Raw genomic sequence first — 25,775 nt, forward strand, 5'->3', positions numbered from 1 at the left:
AAGTGATCATTAGAAGCCAATCTCATTTAGTGATTGGTAGTCTTAAACATTATGTGCTTTCACACTATACAAGGGCTCAATTATTTTAATGAGGCGGTCAGTCTAAAAATTTATCAAGGATAATCAACTAAATTTAACGAAGTATCTTTTGAATTGAAGGAATTTTAGCGATAAAAAAACCAGCCATAAGGCTGGTTTTTAACGCAAAGACAAAAGAAGTTAAATAGAAACGTTCTTACGTGCTGCGGTATCTTTGATATAAGTAACCCAACCTTTAGCCGTTCTACGTGACTTAGGGTCTTTTAATGCTTTTTGTACATAAACATTGGCTTGCTTATAATTTTCAAGATAAAAGTATGATTCTGCAATACTTTGGTTCAAGCGACCTTCGTTACTAACACCAATCTCGATGGCTTTCTTTAAAGCAACTATCGCTTTAGCAAATTGCTCATCTTGATTTAACAACATACCTTGCTTGCTGTAATGCTTAGATAAATTAGTCATTTTGGCTAATTCACCGTAGTAAGCAGCAGCTTTACCTATATGCTGAGCAGCATGCCAGCTGTTAGCTAAAGTAAAGAGGTTTTTGTCATCACGAGGTACAACGCCCGAATCAATATACTTTTCCATTAAAACAGCTGCTTTATGTGGAATTTGACTTTGAGCATACAAGTTAGCAAGCATCTTAATTTCGTTTTCTTTATCAAGATAGCCTTGCTTATAAGCTAGATCCAATGTCTGTAAACTTTTTGGATAATCTTCAACCATCGCATAAAACGAGGCTAACTGAGTCCAAAATAGTTTAACTTCAGGGAATAATTGCACTGCTGTTTCTAAAACTTCAACACATTCTTTAAACATCTTACGTTCATAATAAGAGTTTAATTTAAGAACATGTGGGTTTTGGTTTTTCTTATCACCAAAAACCGCGATAGCATTATCGGCAGCAGGAATAACCTTAGCGTATTCTTTTAGTTCTAAATTAGCCTGAGCTATTTTGATCCAAACATTACCATCAGTTTCCCCTGTAAATTTCATCCAAGCATCATAAGCAACAAGCGCTTCTTTATAACCTTGTACTTGCATCTGCAAGTCACCCACTAGTTTCAGTGAGTCGGCATGCTCTTTCTCATTTAAGATATCAGGTGCAAGTGCTTTATTAAGGTAGATAATTGCATTCTTTTCATCACTTTTCTGCGCATACATCACGCCAATAAAACGATCTAAAAAGGCAATATCATAATCTTTTTTTGCATTTATTTCTAAAAGCAAAGTCAGAGCATTATCGATGTTAGAACCATCTTCAGCTTCAACGCCGTAAGCTTCAAAAGCTTTGGCTACCTTTTTACCAACAGTTGGACCAACAAGCTGTGTTTTACGCTCTTGTCTCTCGCTCTGTTCTTCCCCTATAGCATAAGCTACAGGAGATAAAGGCAAATGAGCAATCGTTACTGAACCTATGATCAATATAGATATAAAAATCTTATTCATTCTGATTACTCCTTATTCATACTAAAGTCTAGTTGTACCGTTAAACCAGGACGACGTTGAGCAACACCGTCAACAACTTTTGGCTTGTAACGCCATTTTTTCAAAGCGCGTTTAGCCTCTCTGTCAAATATACGTTTCGGTTCTGAATCGATGACTTCAACATCTTCAACACCACCAAGTTCGGTAATGGTAAATGAAAGCTTAACCCAGCCTTCTTTACCATCACGAGCGGCTTGCTGTGGATACTTAGGGTCAATACGTACGATTGGCGATGCATCACCGTCACGTCCAAAACCAGCTCCCGGAGCAGACATACCTGAATTAGCACCAGATAATTGCACACTAGGCATATTAAACGTTAGTCCACCTGAGTTGTTATTAGCTTCAGGCTCTGGAGCTTGAGGCTTAGGTGGCGTTTTTGGCGGCGGTGGCGGCGGCGGCGGTACACGCTGTCGACGTTCTGCTGCTGACTTAGGCGGCGTAGTATTAACTTCTACAATAATATTATCTAATGGATCTTGTTTCGTCATGTCACCACTTGAAACAAGAAAAGCCATAAAAGAAAATAGTGCAAAAGTAACCGCTGCGCCTAGTAGTAATGAAACTAAAAAGCGAACCATAGACTACCCCTTCGCTGCAGCAATAGAAATTCTATCTATACCTGCATCTTTAATCGCATCCATCACTTTAACAACTATGCCATGTTTTGCATCTTTGTCTGCTTGAATGATAACAACATCAGTTGGTTGCTCTGCTAATAATTTTTCAATGTTAGCAGCAACACGTTCGACATCAACGCGACGTTTATCTAACCAAATTTCGCCATTTTCTCTAACAGCAATAAAGATGTTAGCTGATTTTTGCTTACTTTGGTTAGCGGCTTTAGGTTTGTTAACTTCAATACCAGCTTCTTTTACAAATGAAGTGGTTACTATGAAGAAGATCAGCATGATAAATACGATGTCTAGCATCGGTGTCATATCAATTACTGCTTCTTCGTCTTCACGAATACGTTTACGTGCCATTCGAATATCTCTCTAGTGATGAGGTAAACTGTCAATCAGTTTAGCCTTTGCTAGTTTAACTTTAGCGTCTAACCTTGTACTGAAAAACACTCCTGATAACGCAGCAACCATTCCCGCCATTGTCGGGATAGTAGCCATTGATATACCAGCAGCCATCAGACGCGGATTACCTGTACCTTGTTGAGCCATTGTCTCAAACACACCAATCATACCGGTGACTGTACCTAGCAATCCAATCAGTGGACACATTGCCACTAAGGTTCTAATTGTGAGCATACGTTGCTCTAGTAATTCTGTCGCTTCGGAGATCCAAGTATCTCTAATCCGATGGGCATACCAAGATGTAGTATCTTGGCGTGCATCCCAACGATTGACGATATCGTCTTTCATTGCAGGATAAATTCTTGATAAGAACCAGTAGCGTTCAATCATCATTACCCACATCAGTAAGAGAGCGAAGGCAACAACATATAATACGTTACCACCTGTCGCAATAAAACTCCTGACAGATTCCCAAAGCTCTATCAGGAATAACATTATTTAGACTCCTTCTCAGCAATGGCAGCAATTAATCCTGCGCTTTGCTCATCAAGCTTTTGCAATACTGACTTACTTTTACCCGCAACAACGCTGTGGATTAAGATAAGTGGTAATGCACAAATTAGACCTAATGCAGTTGTTACAAGTGCAAGAGAGATATCACCAGCCATTATTTTCGGGTCGCCTGTACCAAACAATGTAATCGTTTGGAAAGTCATAATCATACCGATTACTGTACCTAATAGACCCATTAATGGAGCAATAGCAGCAAACATTTTGATTAAGTTGATACCGCGATCGATTTTCGGTGTTTCGCGTAAAATAGCTTCATCAAGTTTAAGTTCAAGTGTTTCAGCGTCAACATTTTTGTTTTCGTGATAAACCTTGATTAAACGTCCTAGTGGATTGTTATCATTAGGCTGTTCAATATTCTTTTCTTGAGTCTTGATGCGAGAGCTAATAGTCGTTAAGAAAATCATACGCTCTAAAGCAATTAAGAAACCAATAACAAGTAATACTGTGATTGCATAACCAACAGTGCCACCTTCATGGTAGAACTCCATAAGAACTTTCTTACGAGTTTCAAGGGCTAAGATACCGCCACGTGAAGGATCTACGTATAGAGGATGATAGCCAGAAGTTTCACCAAAGAAATCAGAAGCTGTGCTAGAAATATAACCCGCTGGCTGTTTAGCCAAAGGTTGAATTTGACCAACTTCATCATTGTAGTTTAAGAAACCGTCAGCAGATACTAAGTTAAAAGTACCAATACGTGTAACAGTTTGCGTAGAGGTTGAACCATCTAAGCTTGTTACTTCAGCGCTAAACTGTGAAATTTTACCCGATTGAGTCATTTCAGTTTGTAAAGCAATCCATAACTCTTCAAGTTGCTCAAGTTCAGGTATTTTCTTAGAGTTGGCAATAACATCTAATGTTGCGCCACGTCCAGGAAATTCAGCACTTACAATTGATGTTACGATTTGACCGTAAGCATCAGCGGCAGCAGCACGAGTAACACCAAACATTTCGCCAAGAGTACCTTTAGCGTTGTCTAATTCAACTGAACGTTGCGCGATAGTAATATCGTTAGCAGCATATTCTTTAGTTAAACGGTCGTTACGTGTATTTTGATTAGCTAATTCTTTCTTAGCTTTATTCAAAAGTGCTTGCTTGTCTGCACGAGCTGAAGTGAACTCTGCTTCGCGCGCTTTATCAAGCTTGCCTTCAGAAATTCGATCGTTTTTAACTTGCTTTAATAAATCATCCAAGTCATTAGCTACGGCTGAAGTTGCTACAGTCATTGACGCAGCAAGCATTACAAAATTAATAATTTTTCTCATTATTTCGCTCCCGCTGCAAATACTGGTAATTTAGTTAAATCTTTTGGTAATTGGTTACGCGCCATAGCGATTGCATCTTTAGTAGGCTTTAAGTATTCATCGCCTAATGCTTCCCAACCGCGTGTTTCATTGTTCCAAACCCAAACATTTTTCATGTCTAGTGATTGAGCAACTAGAGCTACACGGCCCATATGAACGAAGTCAGCAGTAATTGTACGGTCGCCTAAATCAAGCTCACCTTGGTAAGCTGCAAAAACAGTACCGTAGTTTGCTTCAATTTCGTAAGCTTCAAGTACTAAACGAAACTGTTCAGATACCGAAATATCAGAAGCGCCTAGCACGTCACGTAAGTTAGCAACGCGCTCTTTACGGTTTTCAATATTCACAGGAATATCTAACGCTACAAACTTGTCTAACGTATCAATCATCTTATACATAAGAGGAACGATACCTTGTTTAGTTTTGTCAATACCAGCGATCTGATCTTCTAAAGATTTGATATTCGCAAGTTGGTCATTAACCATCAATTGAATGTGATCATTGTATTGAGATAAAGTTTCAGCTTCATCAACAGTTAAACGATATTCACCTAAAAGCTCAATAGTTTGTTCATAAATACTATTGATTTTTTGTTGTGATTTTTTAGAAGCTTGAAAAGTGCTAGCTTCTGCTTTTTGTAGTTCTGATAATGCATCTGCAGAAGCGAAGTTGCTTGCTGTTAATGCTAGTGCGCCAATTATCGTCGAAGCGATAAGGCTTTTCTTGTTGCTAAATTTGGACATAGTTCCCAACCAATTGCTATTGAATGTGGATAACATGGAGATGTTAACGCAAATTTAATAATCTGCCATTTTAAGTTTTTATTTCTCTAGAATAAAACAATGCAATACTCCCAGACGACAGCGTTGCTGTCAACTAGGTACATAAAAAAGGCTGCTAATTACCAGCAAATTACATAAATTTGCTGGTTTCGTTACAAAAAATAAACATTAAGTTAAAAAAATCGTAAGTGATTTGCAGTAACTTTCTGAATAAATTAGGCGACTAAACAAACACAATTTTCTGTAAATATATTTGCTCCTATTAGTTTTACTAATTCATTCGTACTAAGTCAAATTTATTTATTGAAATATTGATAATATTTATAAAAAAAAGGTTGGTAATTTGACATATTTAAAGATTAAAACCGTGCTACTATTCGCCTATAGCACTAATTTACCTATATTTATTTATGTTTATAGATTCAACTTTTAATTTTGAAATTTGGTTTACTTTATGTGCCATTGGATTTATCGCAGGGCTCATTGATGCAATAGCTGGCGGTGGTGGTATGCTAACTGTTCCAACATTACTCTCGGCCGGTTTACCACCACATCTTGCTTTAGGTACCAATAAGCTTGCCGCTACTTTTGGTTCATTAACCGCTTCAGTGACTTTTTATCGTAAAAAGCTATTTGATCCCAAATTTTGGCGTTTATCTATTTTATATACGGCGATAGGTGCTGTTGCGGGCACGTTTGCTGTTGGCTATTTGTCAGGTGATTTTCTAGAAAAATTTATTCCTATTGTTATCGTTATCACTGCCATTTACACCCTGTTTTCTAAAACCATTGTCACTGAGTTAAAGGGCCTACCTGCGTTAACTTTTCGTTTAAAAATCACCCAAAGTATTCAGGGTTTACTCTTAGGATTTTACGATGGCTTCGCCGGCCCTGGAACCGGGGCATTTTGGACCGCATCCTCAAGTGCACTCTACAAAATAAACATATTACTGAGCTGCGGATTGGCGCGTTCAACTAATTTTGTCAGTAATTTCTGTAGTTTATTAACCTTTATTTATTTTGGTTATGTTAATTTTATTATCGGTATTTCGATGGGTATATTTATCATGCTAGGTGCTGCTGTGGGTGCACATTGGGCAATAAAGTTTGGTAACCGCTTTATTCGTCCTGTTTTCATCATCGTCGTTATTTCTATGTCAGCAAATTTAACTTATCATGCGTGGTTCACTCAATAACAAGGTCAAGAGGTCGTCAAATATGCAATTAGCAATCGACAGAATTACAGCTGTTTTAGATAGTCTAGCTGAGCAGGCTAAAATTATTGATACTGAAAATCAGCAGACTAAATCACATTATCTTTTAAAAGATAAAGATATCTTTTCAGAAGCTTTATTTGCCACCAATAGTGATAAAATAGGCGCATATGTTGATGAGGTACGTGGTAAAACTATCGAATTAGCTCGGTTATTAAAGAGTGGAAAAAAAGAACTATCGCAAAATAGATTACAAGGTATTGAGCAACAAATATCATCAATAATCAATGCAATAAGATCAAACAAAGGGCTTCATCAAGAAGCACAATACCGATTAACAGCGATAAACGCTAGGCGCTATAAGAAAGCGGCAAAAGAACTCTTTAAATCCAGTCAAGCGCTCTATCAGCAATTAGCAGAGCACCACGAGTTTGAGCGCCGCTTACTTGCTATGCTCAATGAAAGAGAGCAACTTCGTCAAAGCGCAACGCCTGCCAAAGCAAAGAAAATATTGGATGAAGTCCTTGCCCTTCACCAAAGGTTAGGTCGATGTCGTCAAGCTATTTCAAAAATAGAGCGCGAAATAGAAGTTTCAGAAAAACCGCGATGATATCTGTTAAATAACTCGCTTTTTGCTTCATCTCGCATTAATCTTAAATAATAACAAACAATAAATTAATCTATTATTTAATCGTAAAAGAGGGCTGGAATGAGAATATCTGATGACATTCATAACTATTATGAAAAACTAGTCGTACAACATTTTGCCGCGCTAAAATTAGAAGAGAAATATGAAGCTGATTTTATTGCTGACCTAACCTGTGTAGTGCTAAATCAACTACCCACTCGTTATATTAGACATGAAGTTGATATGTCATTCTACTTACCTGCTTCAGAACGTTTTGAAATGGAAAACAATGTAAAAGTTGCGATTAGTAAGGCAATAGAGTTTATGAAAACTCATAACACTTAACTACTGTTCTTTGATTTATTAAGAAGGCAAGTGGTCAAGTCAATGCTCACTTGCTTTTCTTTTACCCTTAAGCATTCCCTTTAAATGATGACCTGCCCTTATATTAAACCGTTAAAGTTTTAATACCGATTAATATTCATTTTTTAGCCATTAACTAGCTAAATGCTTTTCACTTCATCAGAAACCAGCTAACCCACTCAAATGGCCTTAAAAGTATAAAGACATAAATAGACCTGCATTATCCCTTTGCACTCATTTTTGAGCGTTTCAGTGCTTACAAGTAGGATTTATAAATGTGTGATGACATTAGCAAATAATTTATTAACGGCTGACAAGTATCATACCCCCTTTAAATGACATTGCTGCCAGTAAAATCATCTGTCGGTAAGTTGATATTTTCTTGGCTTGTTTGTTACGGGATATTCTTGGAACTTTAGATGGAATTATTTCGCTAGCGATAAATACCGGCTCGAATGTATAAATGGGGAATTTTAGTCGTAAAGAGTTGGTACTGAAAGTTGCAAGGTAGCTAAAGATTGTAAGTGATTGATAAAAAGAGTGGTGGCAACCCTAGCAGCCACACCTCGGCACATGAGTCGTCTGCTGCGGTTGCTTCCTTCCGGATCTGGCCGAGTTCACAGAGTATCATTGCGAGGGGACCGAAAGGGTCACCATAGAAAGTTGTCGTTCTCACTTCAACGGCGCGAATTATGGCTAAAGATTTAGCTTGATGCAAGCGCTAGTTATATAAATAAAATCGTTCGCTGTTTTTTTAACCACACTAGCAGGTATATAGCTAAAATCACCTTAAAATTAGCTTGGAATTACCTTTAAATTATGGACGCTCGCGTGCCAACCGTTCATTAATTTCTAATAAGACTGATTTAATCACCAATAGGTTTTCTTTACCTAAACGTAATAACAGTTTGTCGGCAGCATCAAGGGCTTCTATTTTTTCATCTTTAAAGCGAAACATCACACTGGGGCGAACTAAGTCTAATGATTCTTTTGGAATTTCCATATCCAAGACCTTGGTAATAGCATCATGTAAAACCTCAGTAAAGTTGTCGTCTGGATAGCCTAGCTCTGCATAAGCTTGATCAATCAAAGGCTTCATTTCAAAGTACGACTGCACCAGTGTTTCACTGTCAAATGAACGCAGTAAATCAACATAAAGTGTAAAACGTCGCGCTGCTGACTCATCCCACTTCCAATCACTACTTGCCCCGTTGCTAACCTCATTTGCTAAAAATTTAGTATTAGGTTTAATTAACGGACTATGAGCGTAAGCGATATTACCTTGTGCAAAATTATCAGTGAATACCACAAAACGGCGGATCATATCTTTATCAATGACCAACTTTAACAGTTCTTTACGCCAGGTAAAACTTGGTAGCTTTTCTTGTAACCAAACATCACTTTCATTTAAGGTTGGTAATATCGGTTCAGGCTCAATAGCAACGACGGGTTCTGTCACAACTAAAGGAAAAACTTCTTCTTCAGTTAATATCGGCTCTACTATAGGCTCGGGCGGAATTTCAGCTTTAACGATAGCCACTGGCGCCACTTCAACAACTTCTTGTTCGGTTGTCGATGACATATATAACCAAACTAAGGCGGCTATCACTATAGCAATAATAACGGCAATAATGCCCCAGGAGGTTTGTTTACCTTTTTGCGCTTGATCTTCCATAGGTACCTAATATTCAATTTATCTAAAGAATGCATGATGAATAACCATTGCAACCCGTTTTCATCTAAGTTGCAAGGGAATACGTGATCTAAAATAACTTTTATTTGAAATTGAGTTTTTATCTTTTTATATTATTACTTAACAATTATAAAATAGCATCGTCTTGATTTTCTGGTAGTGCTTTTATAAAAGCGGGTAACTGGTTGCAACGCTCAACAATGGCATTAATAAGCGGAAATGCTGACATATCTACTTTAAAACGATTTGCATTGTAAACTTGTGGAACAAGGCAAAGATCAGCAATAGTGACATCATCACCATAGCAGTATTTTCCTGATACCTTTTGTAGTTTTTCTTCAAAGGCAGCAAAACCTATGCTCATCCAATGGTGACTCCAAGCTAATTTATCTCTATCTTCAGCACCTAGTGTATTGACGAGATATTGTTGTACACGTAAGTTTGTTACTGGGTGTACTTCACACGCGATATCTAAGGCAAGTGCTTGCACTTGTGCTTTAGCATAAATACTTTCAGGATAGAGCTGTGGTTGAGGGTATTTATTATCAAGGTAATCAAGTATTGCCATACTTTGATTTAGCACCAAGTCGCCATCAACTGTCTCATCAATTAACGTTGGAACTAAATGGGTTGGATTAAGTGCAATATAAGCTGCACTGTGCTGTTCACCGCCATTGTTAACTAAATGAACGGGTACAGATTCACAATCAATGTTTTTCAAGTGCAAAGCAATTCTTACTCGATATGCAGCGGACGAACGCCAATAACCAAAAAGTTTCATTTTATATCTCTATTTGTTATCTGTATGAATTATTTAAATTTTAACGGTTTTTTTATTGATGTCATATTCACGTAATTTATTTGCAATGGCGGTATGGCTTAATCCTAATTTTTTCGCTAATTGTCGAGTACTAGGATAAGCCGGGTATAGTTTTCTAAGTAAATCAGCTTCAAAACTTTTAACCGCAGCATCTAAAGTTCCTTCAAATTCCTTTTCTAGATAACCATGTTCACGTGTATATGCAGGTAATTGCAGATGAGAGGTCATCACAATACTGCCTTCCATTAATGATACCGCACGAATTAATACATTTTCGAGCTGACGAACATTACCTGGCCAAGGATAATGTTCGATAAAATCACGACAGTCATCTGACATAGTGACAATCGTTTTACCAATACGTTGACCAAATTTTACAATAAAAAATTCAGCCAGAGGGATAATATCCGAACGTCGGTCACGTAATGAAGGTATATTTAGTCCAAGTACATTTAAACGGTAGTAAAGGTCTTCTCTAAAATCGCCGGTAGAAACCATGCTAAGCAGGTCACAGTTGGTTGAGCTAATGATCCTGACATTGACCCTAATCTCTTCCTCGTCATTGACGCGACGAAAAGTACCATCTTGAATGACACGCAGTACTTTAGTTTGTAATTTAGGTGACATCTCCCCCACTTCATCTAGAAATATTGTGCCACCGTCTGCTGATTCAAATAAACCCCGTTTAGCTTTATTCTCGCCTTTTGAACCTGCACCAAAAAGTTCTGTTTCTGCATCGTCATCAGGTAATGCTGCACAGCTTAAAGTCATAAAAGGTTTGTTACTGCGATCACTCGCGGCGTGACAAGCATGAGCTAACAGCTCTTTGCCCGTGCCCGTTTCACCAACAATGAGCATTGAAGAGTCAAGGAGTGCCATGCGTTTTGCTTCACGAATAACTTTACGCATCGAGCCACTACTTGCTTGTATACCGGCAAAATTATTTTCATTCGCTTGTTTAAAAGCACTTATTTGTTGGCCTAAACGTGCTTCTGATTTTAAAATTAATACCGCACCCGCTAAAACGGGGATACCGCTTTGATCGGTCACATGGATAGGCATGATATCAGCCACAAAGTCATCATCTTGAAACTTTAAGCGACGCGTTTGAGCAAGTACTTCATCGGCATCTAACCAGCGATTAAAGTTAAAGCCTTTTAACCAATTGCCAACATTATCGCCAATAATTTCATGATCTTTACAGCCCATAATACCGGCAGCTACGGTATTTACAATACGGATATCACCTTTTGCATCAATAGATATAAAGGGATCAGGAAAAGTTTTAATGAGCGTGGAGAGTTCATTGCGCTCACGTTCAGAGGGCATAAAAGGTGTTGTTTTTACATCATTCACGCCTTCAATTAAACGTAAACGTGGCATAAAAGTTTGTAATTGGCTAAATTCTAAGTCAGGTATGTTGATAAAAATTTCGCCTGGCTGCTTTAGTTCAATGCCACGTAAATTGATTTCATGTTCAACAAATATTTCTAATACTTCTCGGGCAATGCCGACTCGATCGCAACAAACAATTTCTAAACGCATTTACCTTACCTTAATAGCCAAGTATTCCTGTTCGGTATTGTAAACTAATTTGTACAACAAAAAAAAGCCCCCTGAGGTAGGAGGCTGCTATTATCTAATGTAAGCAAATATTACAAAAGTTTGTCAGTTTTTGCTGCACAAATAAAATCATTACGGTGTAGCCCTTTAATAGCATGTGTCCACCAAGTAATTTTTACTTTGCCCCACTCTAATAAAATCGCTGGATGATGGAATTCTTCTTCGGCTAATGCAGAGACTTTATTTGCAAATGCCCATGATAATTTATAGTTCTTAAATTTATACTCACGTTCAAGCATCATAACCCCGTCACGTACTTCAGGGATCCAGTCTGGTATTTGTGCTAATAGTACCGGTAACTCTTCATCACTCACTTGTGGCGCGCCAACTTGGCATGCTTCACATTTTTGTACAGATAATTGCTCAGTCATTATTTTTCCTTAACTCACATTATTAATTTCTTTTGCTGGAAACTTCGCTGGGTGTAAGCCTAAGGCTTGTGCTTGCTCAACCAACTCCATAATATCAGCCACTTCAAACTTTCTTAAATCATCTAAATCACTTACTTTATTCAGCATATAATAAATAGGCTGCATAACATCTATTCGATATGGCGTTCTTAATACGTCAAGTATGTTAAGTTTTTCACGTTCAACAATCTCGCTTTCAGTCGCGTGAATGGTTTCGCTCGGTGAAGACAAAATACCACCGCCATAAACTTTAATACCCTCAGGGGTATCTAATAAACCAAACTCGACCGTAAACCAATATAAACGAGCTAAAAATACTCTTTGCTCTTTAGTCGCATTAAGACCCATTTTTCCATAAGCCTCAGTGTAATCAGCAAACGACTTATTGGTTAATAAAGGACAATGGCCAAATATTTCATGAAAAATATCAGGTTCTTGCAGATAATCAAACTCTTCTCGGCTGCGAATAAAAGTAGCTACTGGGAATTTTTTTTCTGATAACAACTTAAAAAACGCACCAAAACCAATCAATGCCGGTACTGGCTCGCACTGCCAACCTGTTGTTTCTTTAAGTACTTTACTAACTTCTGCCAACTGTGGAATTCGGTCATGTGGTAAATTTAATAATTTTGAGCCTAATTTATATTCGTCACACGCTTTGTTTTCAACACATTTTAATTGACGAGTGATCAATTCCTGCCAAACGCTATTTTCTTCATCTGACCAATGAATGTGACCATTTTCATCAGCAACTCGCGAAATATACTTCGTCGCCATCCCCATGATATTACCTTATTTTAATTTTTATCATTATTCACTCACCAATGAGTGAGTCATGTTCTTCACTGATAATAAAACAAGCTTGACGGGAAAAATACCAAACGCTAACTGACTATTATTTAACCAGATAATAATAGCGTATAGAAAAAATTACAAAAATGTAAATACAAAAACAATAACAAATAAAATCAATAAGATAAAAACAACTTATTTATGCCTCACAAGGAATAAAACTACCTTATTAATAATTTTTTTACCTGACTGAGTATTTTTTTCCTCACTTGAGCTATTTTAGGGGTGTTTTCTTCAAAAGGAATGGGTCGACAAAGCTTAATAGTTTGAATACCCAAGCGTGACGTTAACATACCCGCGCCGAGTCCTTGTGCCATGCGCGCAGATAATTTACCTAATAGTTCAGCACCAACCAAGTCAGCTCCTAAATCAATGACTAACTCACTCGCGCCGGCATAAGCCATGTTAATGAAAACTTGTTTAATTAATTTTATTCGACTCCAGTAGCCAATTTTTAAACCATAAAGGCCGGCAATTTTGTCAATCATCCGTAAATTTCGCCAAAACATTAGCATCATATCAACAAGAGCAATCGGGCTTAAAGCAACTAATACTACGGCTTCTGTTGAAAATTTAGCGACTTCATCTAATGCTTTCTCGTCAACTTTTGAGAGTATTTCACGGGAGTATAATTGGAGTAACTCTTCATCACTGTATTCCTCTTTGACCAACGACTGCCAACTTTTTTCATGCTCAGACATCAAATCACAAGGTAAGTTTGCTGAAATACTTTCACATAAAGCTTTTGCGTCAATATGTCGAGGGGAAGCTAAGTCAGTTGCTAATATATCTTTTGCTTTTGCTTGTGTACTTTGCTGGCGTTTAAATTGTCTTAATGCTGAATACTCTCGTATCGCCGTTGAACCAACAATAACTGACAAACCAAAGAGCAGAACACCATACAGACCAGCTAAAATAGGAGATTGAGCAAAGCCCTGTTGAAAAAATGTAAAGGTTTCTACCATAACAACGCCAGCAAAAACAGTGCCTACAACCCGCCATAACCAACGAGGCCTAGTTTTTTCCTGTGGGTTATCATCATTTAAATACCCTTGCTTAATCAACGATAAATCTTCTGATGCCTGCCAATCGTCATTACCGACAATAACTTGTTGGCCATTTGAAGGTAAATGACTTTTCTTTGTCGTTAACTCATCATTTTCAAAAAGAATTTGCTGTTGATATTTTTCATCGAGTTCATTCATCTATTTTATCTCCAAGCAAAATGGTATTACTTGCTTTATTCTTATATTTATCAAGGTCGATCATTTTATTTATCACCGGGTAAAAACTGCATCACTTGATCCATGCGTATCGATGGCTGGTAAGCACTATGCTTAGCGGCCAACACATCAATAATCATTTCATTTCATTTTATCACCAAGTAAAAACTGCATTACTTGGTCCATACGTATCGATGGCTGGTAAGCACTATGCTTAGCGGCCAACACATCAACAATCATTTCATTTCATTTTATCACCAAGTAAAAACTGCATTACTTGGTCCATACGCAGGTGAGGTAGACATTCATGTTGTCCAATCGGATCCATCGGAGCAAAGCTAATAAAATTAAAAGTCTCTTGCTGCCAATAATCTTGTTCGGGTAATTTACTCGGCACCGCCCCCGGAAAAACCGTAATTAGCTCTCCATTTTCAGAGCGTTTGCCACGAAGCACAGGAATGTCTTGCCCTTGGTAACGACTCGTTCCTGCTTGTGTCGTTTTAACAGAAGCTAGTGCCAGTGTTTTCATTTCAATAACATCATAATTTAACTGATGTTTAGTTTGATAAACAAGCTGGTCGAGTAATTTTACTAAGTTATGGTGTTGCTCTGGCGTAACATGGTCAGCTTTGGTCGCAGCAAATAATAACTTATCAATTTTTGGCGCAAACAAACGAGAAAACAAACTACTTTGACCATAGCTAAAGCTTTCCATGATCATGGTCATCGCTGTTTTCAAATCAGCAAAACTCTCAGGACCATTATTTAACGGAGTTAAACAGTCTGCTAATACAATTTGTCTATCGAAATTAACAAAATGTTCTTTATAAAAAGCTTTAACAACACGTTCTTTATATTCAATAAACCTTGCTCTTAGCATACCGATTAAACAGTCATCACTGGCATTTTGATAAGCATTTTTATCCATTGTTTCAAAAGCAGTGAAAGGGAAAAATTGCAAAATAGGCGCATCTGCTAATTCTCCAGGTAAAATAAAGCGTCCAGGCTGAATAACCGACAAACCAAGTTCGTGACGAAAGTGTAATAAAAGCTCAGTATATTCTTTTGATAAATCAGCCAACCTTTGCTCATCGACCTTGGCAAAGGGATCTATTTGATTCACTTTTTCTATAAAGCTTTCTGCTGATTTAAACCTAGGTTCGGTAAGCAATAATGCTGTTGTTTGTTGTGACCACTGTTCAAACGTTTGATTTAACATCGGTAGATCAAGTAACCACTCTCCTGGATAATCAGTAATATCTAGGTATAAAGTTGCTGTATCACTGGCATATTTCAACAATGACTCTTTGGGCTTATAACGAATAGCAAGTCGCATCTCACTAATACCATGGGTCGGCTCAGGCCATGTTGGTTCATTTTGCGAAAAAGCTGACATTGCTCGGTCATATTCAAAACGGCCAATGTGTAAATGCTTTTGAGGCACTCGTTTAGCGGCAATGAAGCGCCCTTGATGAACAACATTAAAAAAACCAAGCTGTGAATGATTGCTTTCATTAACGAGTTGGTTGACTAAAGAAGTAATAAAGGCTGTTTTGCCACTACGACTGAGACCTGTAACGGCCAAAGTAACGTGTTGGTCGAGCGTTCGATTTAATAAATCACTCGCTTTTTGCTTTAATTTATTCAGCTTTTTTTTATTTATAAATGCCATGAATTATCTTACTGAAAGTTATATTAATATTTAATGGATACACTTAATCACAAAGACAAGTCGTACGCTTAACTATTTGTTAAGCGAACAAGCTAAAAAAGCGGCAAAAGCCGCTTTTTAATTTTTTGTTGATCACAACTTATTGATTTCTCGAGAAACAGTAAACTCAGGTGAGGTAACATAATGCTCCATCGCTCGAACTTCCCTTTCTAGGGATTTAAATTTATGTCTAATATCCTGAAAAGCTTGTTTAGGCGGCTCTCCAGATTGCCAAATACGCGACTTCACCTTGATAGACTCAGAAGAAAGTTCTTCTTCTGTGTGCATGGTAGCTGATGCATATTGTGATTGTGCTGGTTGTGGTTTTTTAGCGGTAGCGCCTGGTTTTTTATCTAAAATAAACCAACCAGCAATATAAATAACCACAAACCAACCCATACCTAGTAAAACACCCGAAACCACTAGAATACGCACTAACCATGTTTCCCAGCCAAAGTAATCAGCTAGACCAGCACAGACGCCAGCAATTTTTCCTTGGCTCGAGTTTCTGTATAATTCACCACGGCGCTTGTCTGTCATACCTTGCTTCTCCAGTCAGGTGTTTCAGCATCTAAAATAGCTTCAAGCGTTTTAATTCTCTCGGTCATTTTATCGGCTAATTCAGAAAGTTCAGATAATTGCTTGTACTCTTCTTCACTAAAACCTTGGGTTATCTGGCGCTTACTTCGGTAATGTAAAATCAACCAAATAGGGGCAACTAACAACATAAAAATGATGACAGGAACCATTATAAGTTCTTCCACAGTACTTCTCCTTATAAGTTATTCAACACAAACTGAGTTATTTAGTTTTTCTTATCTGATTTCATTTTAGCTTTTAATTGCGCTAATTCATCATCAATATTTTCATCAGATTCTAAATCAGAGATTTCATCTGCTAATGATTTGCTCCCTAAATCAAGGGACTCAACTTGTGATTCGATATCATCAATTTTACGTTCATAACTATCAAAGCGACTCAGTGCGTCATTAACTCGACCACTATCGATATTCTTTTTAACTTTTAAACGAGACGTCGCTGTTTTTTCTCGCATGATAATTGCTTTTTGTCTTACTTTTGCATCCGCTAATTTTTCTTGTAACTGAGAAACTTCACTTTGTAATTTAGCAATATGATCATCAACGTGGTTCAACTCATCTAAAAGTGACAATGCATTCTCTGCACACTTTTTCTTTTCAACGAGCGCCGCTCTTGCTAAATCTTCACGGCCTTTGCTTAAGGCTAGTTCAGCCTTTTCTTGCCATTGTTGCTCATCTTTTTCAAAACGAGTCGCTTGACGAGATAAATCTTTCTTATCTGCTAAAATTTTAGCAGATGACGAACGTACTTCAACTAAAGTATCTTCCATTTCTTGAATGATCAATCGTACCATTTTTGCAGGATCTTCTGCTTTATCTAACAGGTTGTTAATATTCGAATTAATAATATCTGTAAACCTAGAAAAAATACCCATAACAACTTCCTCATTCAATAATTTAATTTAATGTTACTGATATCCTTTATTCATGTTTTGCGCCAAGTTTTACTATTAACTTAACTTCATGTTTTAAATAAAGTTATTATAATTAAAAAAAACACTTCAAACCTGGTGATTAATAAAATACACTATTTGTTAGTGAAATAAACCAATTATTAGGTCAAGTAATGTCGCGTTTTAACCAAAAGGATAATCTTCTTGGACAAGCAAATAATTTTCTTGAAGTTTTAGAGCAAGTCTCACAAGTAGCGCCTTTGAGTAAACCTGTGCTTATTATTGGAGAAAGAGGGACAGGTAAAGAGCTTATTGCGGCTCGGCTTCATTACTTATCTAAACGTTGGGATCAAAATTATTTAAAGCTTAATTGTGCGGCATTAAATGAAAATTTATTAGAAACAGAATTATTTGGCTATGACAGTGGTGCATTCACCGGCGCGAGTAAACGCCATGAAGGTCGTTTTGAGCGTGCGGACAATGGCACCCTCTTTCTTGACGAAATAGCCAATACCTCGGGTTTAATTCAAGAAAAACTATTAAGAGTCGTTGAATACGGTGAGTTTGAGCGTGTGGGTGGCTCAAGAACTATTAATACCAATGTGCGCTTAATTGCCGCAACCAATGAAGACTTACCCACCTTAGCCGATGCGGGTGAATTTAGAGCAGATTTACTTGACCGACTTGCTTTTGATGTTATCACCCTACCACCACTTCGAGAACGTACTGAAGACATCATGATGTTAGCTGAAAGCTTTGCGATTAACATGGCGCGCGAATTAGAATTTGAGCTCTTTAGCGGTTTTACTGAAAAAGCGAAACGTGCCATGCTTGAATATCATTGGCCTGGAAACGTACGAGAATTAAAAAATGTTGTCGAGCGTAGTGTTTATCGTTGCAATAACCCACATTTACCCGTGCATGACTTAGTCATTGACCCGTTTGAGTCACCTTACCGACCTTCTCAGCGTATTAAAACCCAAGACAGGATATCGGTAGCAGCGCCGAGTGTTGATAAAGAGAACAAAGAGGAAAAACGCCAAGAGGTGATCCATCAACAGTTACCCGTTAGTCAATCATTGGTCTTCCCTTTATCATTAAAAGACCTTTCTCAAGACTATGAGATTGATTTGATTCAATCAGCTTTAGAAAATTGTCAGTATAACCAAAAGAAAACTGCCGACGCACTCAAATTAACCTATCATCAACTAAGAGGTTACTTGAAAAAGTATAACTTATTAGAAAGTGCAGTAGACGAAGGGTAGTTGAGTTATATGTCGATATTCGCTGTTAAAAAACATTTATTGAAGATAATGACCTTGCCATTTTTATGTTGGATAACGGCATGTGATATTGATAATGATCCCTCATTAACTGACCATAGTATTGTCTATTGCTCTGAAGGCTCTCCTGAAAGCTTTAATCCGCAAACGGTTACCTCTGGTACCACCATTGATGCTACGTCTAATCAACTCTATAACCGATTAATTTCATTTAGAGGCGAAGAAAACACTATTGCTCCGTCGTTAGCAAAGTCATGGCATGTGACGCGTGACGGTAAAATGGTTACTTTTTATTTACGCAAAAATGTTGCCTTTCATCAAACCGATTATTTTACCCCAACACGTTTTTTTAATGCCGATGATGTACTGTTCAGTTTTAACCGTATTTTATTACCTAAGCACCCTTTTCATCAAGTTTCAGGTGGAAAGTACCCTTTTTTTCAAAGTGTAAGTTTTTCAAATGTCGTTGAAAGTATTGAAAAAATCAATGAGTACACTATACGTTTTAAGTTCAAATACGCAGACAGTTCAATTTTGGCTAACATTGCCAGTGACTTTGCCGTCATATTATCAAAGGAATATGCTGACACCTTAGTGTTAAAAAATATTAAGCGAGAAATAGACACGCTGCCCATTGGTACGGGTCCCTTTAAACTAAAAGATTATCGTCCCGGCGCCTATATTCGCTATGCCCCCCATAAAACGTACTGGGATCAACCAAGTACTTTAGAGCAACTTATTTTTGATATAACGCCCAGTAATACAGGGCGATTAACAAAATTATTAGCGGGTGAATGTGATGTAATTGCTTTCCCCATTGCTCATAACAAAATAAAAAGTAAACCTGAATTAGAGCTACAAGCGGTGACTTCTTTTAATGTCGGTTATCTTGGTTTTAATACCTTAAAGCCACCTTTTAATAATGTAAAAGTACGTCAAGCCGTTGCATTAGCCGTTAACAAGCAAGCCATTATTGATACTGTCTATCAATCTAGAGCCGATATAGCACATAGTTTATTACCAACAACCTCTTGGGCTTATGATAAGAATACTTTACCGCAAACATTTGACTTAGCTGAAGCTAAAAGATTACTAACTGAGGCTGGCTTTCCTAACGGTTTTACTATGAATCTCTGGGCGTTACCGGTACAACGGGCATATAATCCAGACGCGGTTACTATGGCAAAGTTAATTCAAGCCGATTTAAAGAAAATAGGTATTAATGTGTTAATTGAAAACTCTCTCGATATGGGCTCTTTTCTTGAACAGCTGTCAAAAGGTGAGCATCAGAGTGTTTTATTAGGCTGGTCGGCGGATCACCCAGACCCAGACAACTTTTTTACACCACTGTTGAGCTGTTCATCAGCTAGAAGTGGTAACAACAGAACATTTTGGTGTCATAAAAAGTTTGATAACTTAATACAGCGAGCATTAGAAACAACAAATGTGGCCCAACGTAAAAAGTTTTATAGTCAAGCGTTAGCGATTATTTCAACTGAAGTGCCGTTAATTCCCATTGCTCACTCTAAACGATTTCAAGCAAGGAAAAACATTGTTAAGGGTGAACTATTATCTCCCTTTGGTGGCATCGACTTTAGCAGGGTGAGTAAAAACTAATATGCTGATATTTACCCTACGCCGTCTAAACTTATTCATTTTCACCATGTTTCTACTGACATTACTGTCTTTTAGTTTGAGCTTTTTATTTCCTGGTGAACAATTAATCAATATTTCTGGGCAAATCAATGCGACACCTAAGCAATTGATAGTTTTAGCTGAGCAGTATCAAACAAATAATAATATTGCTCAGCAATACTTTTCGTATATAAGTCATCTTTTCCAGGGAGACTTAGGTATTTCAATGGCCAGCCAATTGTCTATAAGTAACGAGATCATGCGCTTTTTACCCGCGACAATTGAACTGTCTTTAGTGGCACTTTTCATTGCTATGGTCTTTGGTATTCCTATTGGCTTTATTGCCGCCATTAAACACCGTAAAGCTACCGATAATATTATTTTAACTATTTCTATGCTGGGTTATTCAATTCCTGTTTTTTGGTTAGGCCTATTAGCCATTCTTATTTTTTCTATCCAATTAGGTTGGTTGCCATCAGCAGGACAGCTCAGCTTAGTGTTTGAAATAGAACATGTTACTGGCATACAGTTTATAGATATTTTATTAAGTGACAGTCCTTATAAGTGGCAAGCCTTTCAAGATGCCAGCGCACATATATTTCTACCTGCGTGTGTTATCGCCCTAGCTCCAGCGACCATCTTTGTACGCTTAGCTCGCACGGCAATGATGGATGTGCTCGACAGCCAATACATACGTGCGGCTAAAGCAAAAGGGCTAAGCTTTAAGCAAATTATTTATCATCACGCGATACGAAATGCTATGGTGCACGTTATTCGAGATGTTGGTTTACAGTTTGCTAACTTAGTAACTATTGCCATGGTGACTGAAGTTATCTTTAGCTGGCCAGGCATCGGCCGATGGTTAATAGAAAGTATATTTCAGCGTGACCATACTTCAATTCAAGGTGGGCTTTTAGCGCTTTCTAGTTTTATTTTTATTGTGCATATTGTCATCGATTTTATCTATGCAGCACTTAATCCTTTAGCAAGAGAGAGTCGAAATGGCGCGTGATAAAATATACTTAGAGGAAGAGTTTCCTTCACCATTACTGCAACTTTGGCATAATTTCAAAGTAAAACCCGTAGTGATGATAGGTTTTAGCTGTTTTATTTTCTTAACAATTCTCGCTTTATTTGCACCTTTTATTACACCTTATACTCCCGTTGAAAATCACTTAGATTTTTTATTACTGCCACCAGCATGGCACGAAGATGGTAATGTCAGTTTTTTATTAGGCACCGATAATTTGGGTCGTGACATGTTGTCTCGCTTAATGCACGGCACATCACTGACTTTTGGCTTAAGTTTTGTTGTAGTGCTTATTTCTTTAGGTATTGGTGGTGTTATTGGCTCGGTATCTGCTTTAACATCAGGAATAAAATCAAGTTTTCTTAACCATTTTCTTGATGTAATTTTATCTATTCCTTCTTTATTGCTAGCAATTGTTATTGTCGCTATCTTGGGGCCAGGGTTGAGCAATACCTTATGGGCGATTATTATTGTGCTTATCCCACAATTTGTTCATATAACCCGTAATGTCGTTACTCAAGAGTTCAGAAAAGACTATGTTCTGGCTTCACGATTAGACGGAGCAAGTTCATTTAGAATTTTATATCACTCTGTTTTTCCTAATGTTTTAGAGAAATTAATTAGCCAAGCAACGTTAGCCCAATCTGCTGCGATACTCGATATTGCTGCATTAGGCTTTCTTGGATTAGGCGCACAAATTCCCATGGCAGAATGGGGGGCGATGCTAAAAAACGGTATCGATTTATTCTATATTGCCCCGTGGACGGTTTATCTACCTGGTTTGGCGATTCTTTTTGCCGTGGTGGCAACTAATTTAGTTGGTGAAGGCATGAGACACGCCCTTAAAATCAGTAAGGAAGCTTAATGAACCTTCTCGATATCAGAAATTTGTCTATTGTGCTGAAATCAGCGACCAACCCTATTTTAGCGGTTGATCGCGTCAGTTTAACCATGAAAGAGGGTGAAGTTCGTGGTTTAGTTGGAGAGTCTGGTTCAGGAAAATCTTTATTGGCTCAGGCTATTATCGGCGTACTTGATGAAAAATGGCATGTTGACGCTGATAGGTTTCACTGGCGAGGAAAAGATTTAATGCGCTTATCTGTTGATGAACGCAAAGCCATTATTTCAAAAGATGTCGCGATGATATTTCAAGAGCCGATGGCGTGCTTAGACCCAACGATGACCATAGGGATGCAACTTACCGAGGCGGTTGATGGCGAACAATTAACCGGTTATTTTTGGCAAAAAAATCAACAACGTAAAGAAACCGCGATTAGTCTCTTACATAAAGTCGGTATTAAGCAGCATAAAATTTGTTTAAAAAAATATCCTCATCAGCTTAATGAAGCGTTATGTCAGCGAGTAATGATCGCCATGGCACTCGCTAAACGCCCTATTCTCCTCATTGCAGATGAACCCACCGCGGCAATGGAGAGTACCAATCAAGGGCAAATTTTTCGCCTATTGGCGAGTTTAAACCAATTAAAAAACATGTCGATATTATTGATAAGTCATGACCTTGAGAATGTCACACATTGGACAAATACCATTACGGTGATGTACAGCGGACAATTTGTTGAAGCGGGTACCACCAAGCACATATTTGAACAACCGTTTCATCCCTACACTCGAGCACTCGTTGATAGTAGTCCAAAGTCAAATAGTGGCTTGCCAGCAAAATCACGGTTAATGGCGCTACCTGGCAGTATTCCTATTTTACAACATTTACCTATAGGTTGCCGATTAGGCCCAAGATGCCCTAGAGCGCAACAGGCCTGTGTTGTAGCACCTAAGGTAACAAACTATCATGGTCATCAATTTAGTTGCCACTTCTCGCTAAAGGGAAGTTATTAATATGCCAATATTATTACAGGTTAATAACTTAAGTAAGTCGTTTAGAATAGGCAGAAAATGGTTTAATCAAAAATATTTTACCGCACTCGAACCGATTTCATTTGAGGTACAAGCTCACCATACCTTAGCTATTGTTGGAGAAACCGGATCGGGTAAATCAACCTTAGCAAAATTATTGGTTGGTGCGGAACTGCCTTCAACGGGCAGCATAAAACTTAATGGCCAAACATTACAACCTGGAGACTTTAAGCAAAGATGCCAGCATGTACGGATGATATTTCAAGACTCTGGGACAACATTGAACCCAAGCTTAACCATTGGGCAACTACTGAATGAACCTTTGTTGATCAATACCAAATTAAATGAAGAAGACCGCCATTGTCTAATACGAGAAACATTACAAAAAGTAGGTTTGCTCGCTGAACATATGAATTTTTATCCACATATGTTCTCTGGTGGTCAAAAACAGCGCATATCATTAGCTCGCGCGATAATATTACAACCACAGGTGATTATATTAGATGAGGCCTTAGCTTCTCTCGACCCTTCGCTGCGCTCGCAAATGATTAACCTGTTGCTCGATTTACAAGAACAGATGGGACTCGCTTATATTTTAATTTCTCATAACTTAGGTATTGTTAGGCATTTTAGCGATAAGATAATGGTTTTAAGCAAAGGACAAGTGGTAGAGATGGGCGACACAGCAAAAATTCTCAGTCGACCAAAACATCAATATACCAAGAAACTTATTCTCAACCAAAGATTCCAACTGTTACACCGCTAACAACTAACCTAATGGTTAGATCAATAAAGCCAGCAAATGCTGGCTTTATAAAAGTGGAGATAAAGTAAACGAGACTTTATTTCTCAGCGCGTCCCATAAATTTACGTTCTTCAGTGTTCACTTTGATTTTATCACCGATTGAAATATGTTCAGGCACCTGTACGGTTAAGCCCGTAGATAAAATTGCCGGCTTAGTGCGAGCTGTTGCCGAACCACCTTTAATTGATGGGTCTGTTTCAGTAATAACCAGTTCAACACTCGGGGGTAAATCAATACCAACCGCAGCACCATCAACAATAATAATTGATAAACCTAAGGTATCTTCACAAATAAATAGAGCTTCGTCAGCAATACTTTCTTTGTTAAGGTTGTATGGCGTGTAATCTTCATTGTCCATAAAGACATATTCATCACCATCGATGTATGAAAACATCGCGGGACGTCGGCTTAGGTCAGCGAAGTTCAGCATATCTGAGTCTTTAAACGTCTCATCAATCTTACCGCCAGTGACAACATCGTACATACGCATACGGTATAAACTACCACCGGCACGACCTTGAGGAACTGAACGCTCTATATCTCTTACAATAAATACTTTTCCGTTATGCTCTACCGCAGCATTTTTCTTTATATCACTGGCCTTTGGCATGGATAATAATTCCTAAAATTAAATGTCAGAGAAAAATAGCACGAACTTAACATTATGAAAATGTTTTAGTGTGCAAATTTTTCGGTTTTATCAGGTTATTCACTTTTTAAAATATAATCTAAACCACCCGTTATAGCAGCCACTTGCGCTAGAATGCAGTTTTCATCATCAACTTTTGGGCTGTCGGGGTAAACTTCGGTGGTGGTTAAGAATTTAGCATTGGTTAAGCCCATACATAATCCTAACTCGCGCGCAGCATAATTAATAACGCCCGGCTGTTCAAGGGGTACACCGATCAATTTACCGCTTTCGTCAGCAGGCGCTATATGGGTAACTTCTTCAACAGCATCAATAATCGCTTTTTGAAAGTCAGCGACTGGCTTCACGCTATCGGCGACTAAATAAAAGCCATCAGGGATTTGCCATTCTTTTTCTTCTATCGCATCTCGAGCACAAAGTGCTGGTCGAAATGTTGAATTATCGGTGTCAGTCGTTTCGTGTAAATCTATATGTACAAAAATATCACTGTTGAGCTCGGCAACATACTTCATTATCGCTGCTGACTCTTGGGCTGGGCTGTTTTGATAGAAAGAACGATTGGGATCTATCGCTTTGCAATTCCAACGGTTAACTGTTTCATAACCCCAAGGGCTGATACAAGGCGCAACGACAATATTAAAGTGTTCCGCATATTTGCTGGCTTGTGTTTGGGCAAAACGTAATGCCCCCTGCACTCCACTGGTTTCATAGCCATGAACACCACCGGTCACTAAAACTGTTTTTTTATTGTCTTGCCAGTTTTTTGTCTTAATCACATACAAAGGATAACGACTTTCATCAAGCGATAATGCGCCATATTGAAGAACATCAAAATCTTCTTTTAACGCGTTTATCTTTTCAACGACTTCATCTTGATATGAACGGGTTACCGTTTGTGCTTTAAACCACTGAACATTTTCTTTTTCAGTCCATTTTTTGCCTGGCGTTCCAATCGGATAGTTTTCTTCTTGATTCATTTGATTTTCTTTTGATATTGTAAATATTATCAGCAAGTTTACACGCACATAGCGACAACCGTAAGGTCATTATCAATAAATACGCTGATTCGACCAGAAAAAAGGATAAAGCTCAACAATCAGCCTTATCCTTATCCTTATCCTTATCCTTTAAGTTAAATAGACTACTGCGGGCAGTTCAATGGCGCGCTAGTCGCTTTATTTGACACTAATCGAATATGGTCATTATCAATAAATACGCTGATTCGACCAAAAAAAAGGATAAAGCTCAACAATCA

At 37.9% G+C, this 25,775-nt stretch carries 27 protein-coding genes and 1 other RNA gene; 9 read left to right on the top strand and 19 right to left on the bottom strand.

Going from position 1 to position 25,775, the window contains the following annotated elements; translation table 11 throughout:
- Window positions 1-219: 219 nt before the first annotated feature.
- The 6 genes from H4J62_RS04490 to H4J62_RS04515 are packed head-to-tail and all read right to left on the bottom strand — an operon-like array spanning window position 220 to window position 5,178.
- Window positions 220-1,491, bottom strand: a complete 1,272-nt coding sequence (locus H4J62_RS04490; protein ID WP_182217991.1) for a lipopolysaccharide assembly protein LapB — start codon at window positions 1,489-1,491, stop codon at window positions 220-222.
- Between the two features lie 5 nt (window positions 1,492-1,496).
- Window positions 1,497-2,111 carry an energy transducer TonB gene (locus tag H4J62_RS04495; RefSeq protein WP_070374081.1) on the bottom strand — a complete coding sequence of 205 codons (615 nt, stop codon included), beginning with the start codon at window positions 2,109-2,111 and terminating at the stop codon, window positions 1,497-1,499.
- 3 nt (window positions 2,112-2,114) lie between these two features.
- Complete coding sequence (locus H4J62_RS04500) at window positions 2,115-2,516, bottom strand: biopolymer transporter ExbD (protein WP_070374082.1); 402 nt, start codon at window positions 2,514-2,516, stop codon at window positions 2,115-2,117.
- Window positions 2,517-2,528: 12 nt separating this feature from the next.
- A complete protein-coding gene (locus H4J62_RS04505) occupies window positions 2,529-3,053 on the bottom strand; it encodes a MotA/TolQ/ExbB proton channel family protein (RefSeq protein ID WP_146798594.1) in 525 nt (174 codons plus the stop codon).
- Window positions 3,053-4,396, bottom strand: coding sequence for a MotA/TolQ/ExbB proton channel family protein (locus H4J62_RS04510; protein WP_070374084.1), 1,344 nt, complete (start codon window positions 4,394-4,396; stop codon window positions 3,053-3,055). The genes H4J62_RS04505 and H4J62_RS04510 overlap by 1 nt, the downstream gene beginning before the upstream one ends.
- Entirely contained in the window at window positions 4,396-5,178 is a 783-nt protein-coding gene (locus tag H4J62_RS04515; RefSeq protein WP_070374085.1) for a DUF3450 domain-containing protein, read from the bottom strand. The genes H4J62_RS04510 and H4J62_RS04515 overlap by 1 nt, the downstream gene beginning before the upstream one ends.
- Window positions 5,179-5,627: 449 nt before the next feature.
- Here H4J62_RS04515 and H4J62_RS04520 point away from each other — a divergent pair, with 449 nt between their 5' ends.
- The 3 genes from H4J62_RS04520 (at window position 5,628) to H4J62_RS04530 (ending at window position 7,404) form a co-directional block, all read left to right on the top strand.
- Window positions 5,628-6,413, top strand: a complete 786-nt coding sequence (locus H4J62_RS04520; protein WP_182217993.1) for a TSUP family transporter — start codon at window positions 5,628-5,630, stop codon at window positions 6,411-6,413.
- A 22-nt stretch (window positions 6,414-6,435) separates the two neighbouring features.
- On the top strand, window positions 6,436-7,041 hold the full coding sequence (gene priC, locus H4J62_RS04525) for a primosomal replication protein PriC (RefSeq protein WP_182217995.1): 606 nt from the start codon (window positions 6,436-6,438) through the stop codon (window positions 7,039-7,041).
- 99 nt (window positions 7,042-7,140) lie between these two features.
- A complete protein-coding gene (locus tag H4J62_RS04530) occupies window positions 7,141-7,404 on the top strand; it encodes a late competence development ComFB family protein (RefSeq protein ID WP_070374088.1) in 264 nt (87 codons plus the stop codon).
- 568 nt (window positions 7,405-7,972) lie between these two features.
- On the opposite strand, the gene ffs is transcribed toward H4J62_RS04530, so the two are convergent.
- The 11 genes from ffs to pspA form a co-directional block, all read right to left on the bottom strand.
- Window positions 7,973-8,069, bottom strand: an RNA gene (gene ffs / locus H4J62_RS04535) — signal recognition particle sRNA small type.
- Between the two features lie 170 nt (window positions 8,070-8,239).
- Window positions 8,240-9,097: a DUF3014 domain-containing protein gene (locus H4J62_RS04540; RefSeq protein WP_182217997.1), complete on the bottom strand. Its 858-nt coding sequence runs from the start codon at window positions 9,095-9,097 to the stop codon at window positions 8,240-8,242.
- A gap of 145 nt (window positions 9,098-9,242) precedes the next feature.
- Entirely contained in the window at window positions 9,243-9,896 is a 654-nt protein-coding gene (gene maiA, locus H4J62_RS04545) for a maleylacetoacetate isomerase (protein WP_182217998.1), read from the bottom strand.
- A gap of 33 nt (window positions 9,897-9,929) precedes the next feature.
- Window positions 9,930-11,480: a transcriptional regulator TyrR gene (gene tyrR, locus H4J62_RS04550; protein WP_182218000.1), complete on the bottom strand. Its 1,551-nt coding sequence runs from the start codon at window positions 11,478-11,480 to the stop codon at window positions 9,930-9,932.
- A gap of 110 nt (window positions 11,481-11,590) precedes the next feature.
- Window positions 11,591-11,929: a 4a-hydroxytetrahydrobiopterin dehydratase gene (locus tag H4J62_RS04555; protein WP_146799733.1), complete on the bottom strand. Its 339-nt coding sequence runs from the start codon at window positions 11,927-11,929 to the stop codon at window positions 11,591-11,593.
- Window positions 11,930-11,938: 9 nt separating this feature from the next.
- Window positions 11,939-12,751, bottom strand: a complete 813-nt coding sequence (phhA, locus tag H4J62_RS04560; protein ID WP_182214954.1) for a phenylalanine 4-monooxygenase — start codon at window positions 12,749-12,751, stop codon at window positions 11,939-11,941.
- Between the two features lie 230 nt (window positions 12,752-12,981).
- Entirely contained in the window at window positions 12,982-14,025 is a 1,044-nt protein-coding gene (locus H4J62_RS04565; protein WP_182214952.1) for a YcjF family protein, read from the bottom strand.
- A 259-nt stretch (window positions 14,026-14,284) separates the two neighbouring features.
- Window positions 14,285-15,715 (bottom strand): YcjX family protein, encoded by a 1,431-nt coding sequence (locus tag H4J62_RS04570; RefSeq protein WP_182214950.1) that lies wholly within the window; start codon window positions 15,713-15,715, stop codon window positions 14,285-14,287.
- Window positions 15,716-15,847: 132 nt separating this feature from the next.
- Entirely contained in the window at window positions 15,848-16,294 is a 447-nt protein-coding gene (pspC, locus tag H4J62_RS04575; RefSeq protein ID WP_182214948.1) for an envelope stress response membrane protein PspC, read from the bottom strand.
- Window positions 16,291-16,503 carry an envelope stress response membrane protein PspB gene (pspB, locus tag H4J62_RS04580; RefSeq protein WP_182214984.1) on the bottom strand — a complete coding sequence of 71 codons (213 nt, stop codon included), beginning with the start codon at window positions 16,501-16,503 and terminating at the stop codon, window positions 16,291-16,293. Before pspB ends, pspC begins: the two co-directional genes overlap by 4 nt.
- Window positions 16,504-16,559: 56 nt before the next feature.
- Window positions 16,560-17,228, bottom strand: a complete 669-nt coding sequence (gene pspA, locus H4J62_RS04585; protein ID WP_182214946.1) for a phage shock protein PspA — start codon at window positions 17,226-17,228, stop codon at window positions 16,560-16,562.
- A gap of 191 nt (window positions 17,229-17,419) precedes the next feature.
- On the opposite strand from pspA, the gene pspF reads away from it, so the two are divergent.
- Genes pspF through H4J62_RS04615 form a run of 6 tightly spaced genes read left to right on the top strand, consistent with a single transcriptional unit; the run spans window position 17,420 to window position 23,832 of the window.
- Window positions 17,420-18,511 (top strand): phage shock protein operon transcriptional activator, encoded by a 1,092-nt coding sequence (gene pspF / locus H4J62_RS04590; RefSeq protein ID WP_182214945.1) that lies wholly within the window; start codon window positions 17,420-17,422, stop codon window positions 18,509-18,511.
- A 9-nt stretch (window positions 18,512-18,520) separates the two neighbouring features.
- Window positions 18,521-20,146 carry an ABC transporter substrate-binding protein gene (locus H4J62_RS04595; RefSeq protein ID WP_259364600.1) on the top strand — a complete coding sequence of 542 codons (1,626 nt, stop codon included), beginning with the start codon at window positions 18,521-18,523 and terminating at the stop codon, window positions 20,144-20,146.
- Window position 20,147: 1 nt separating this feature from the next.
- Window positions 20,148-21,176 carry an ABC transporter permease gene (locus H4J62_RS04600; RefSeq protein WP_182214943.1) on the top strand — a complete coding sequence of 343 codons (1,029 nt, stop codon included), beginning with the start codon at window positions 20,148-20,150 and terminating at the stop codon, window positions 21,174-21,176.
- Entirely contained in the window at window positions 21,166-22,059 is an 894-nt protein-coding gene (locus H4J62_RS04605) for an ABC transporter permease subunit (protein WP_182214941.1), read from the top strand. Before H4J62_RS04600 ends, H4J62_RS04605 begins: the two co-directional genes overlap by 11 nt.
- Window positions 22,059-23,048 carry an oligopeptide/dipeptide ABC transporter ATP-binding protein gene (locus H4J62_RS04610; protein ID WP_182214940.1) on the top strand — a complete coding sequence of 330 codons (990 nt, stop codon included), beginning with the start codon at window positions 22,059-22,061 and terminating at the stop codon, window positions 23,046-23,048. The genes H4J62_RS04605 and H4J62_RS04610 overlap by 1 nt, the downstream gene beginning before the upstream one ends.
- A gap of 1 nt (window position 23,049) precedes the next feature.
- Window positions 23,050-23,832: an ATP-binding cassette domain-containing protein gene (locus H4J62_RS04615; RefSeq protein WP_182214938.1), complete on the top strand. Its 783-nt coding sequence runs from the start codon at window positions 23,050-23,052 to the stop codon at window positions 23,830-23,832.
- Window positions 23,833-23,908: 76 nt separating this feature from the next.
- On the opposite strand, the gene yeiP is transcribed toward H4J62_RS04615, so the two are convergent.
- Together yeiP and H4J62_RS04625 are read right to left on the bottom strand one after the other, a co-directional pair.
- Window positions 23,909-24,481, bottom strand: coding sequence for an elongation factor P-like protein YeiP (yeiP, locus tag H4J62_RS04620; RefSeq protein ID WP_182174511.1), 573 nt, complete (start codon window positions 24,479-24,481; stop codon window positions 23,909-23,911).
- Window positions 24,482-24,576: 95 nt separating this feature from the next.
- The gene (locus H4J62_RS04625) at window positions 24,577-25,497 is read right to left on the bottom strand and encodes a M14 family metallocarboxypeptidase (protein ID WP_182214937.1); all 921 of its coding nucleotides are present in this window, start codon (window positions 25,495-25,497) and stop codon (window positions 24,577-24,579) included.
- Window positions 25,498-25,775: the final 278 nt, after the last annotated feature.

It is taken from the genome of Colwellia sp. BRX8-5, assembly GCF_014077325.1.
GTDB lineage: Bacteria > Pseudomonadota > Gammaproteobacteria > Enterobacterales > Alteromonadaceae > Colwellia_A.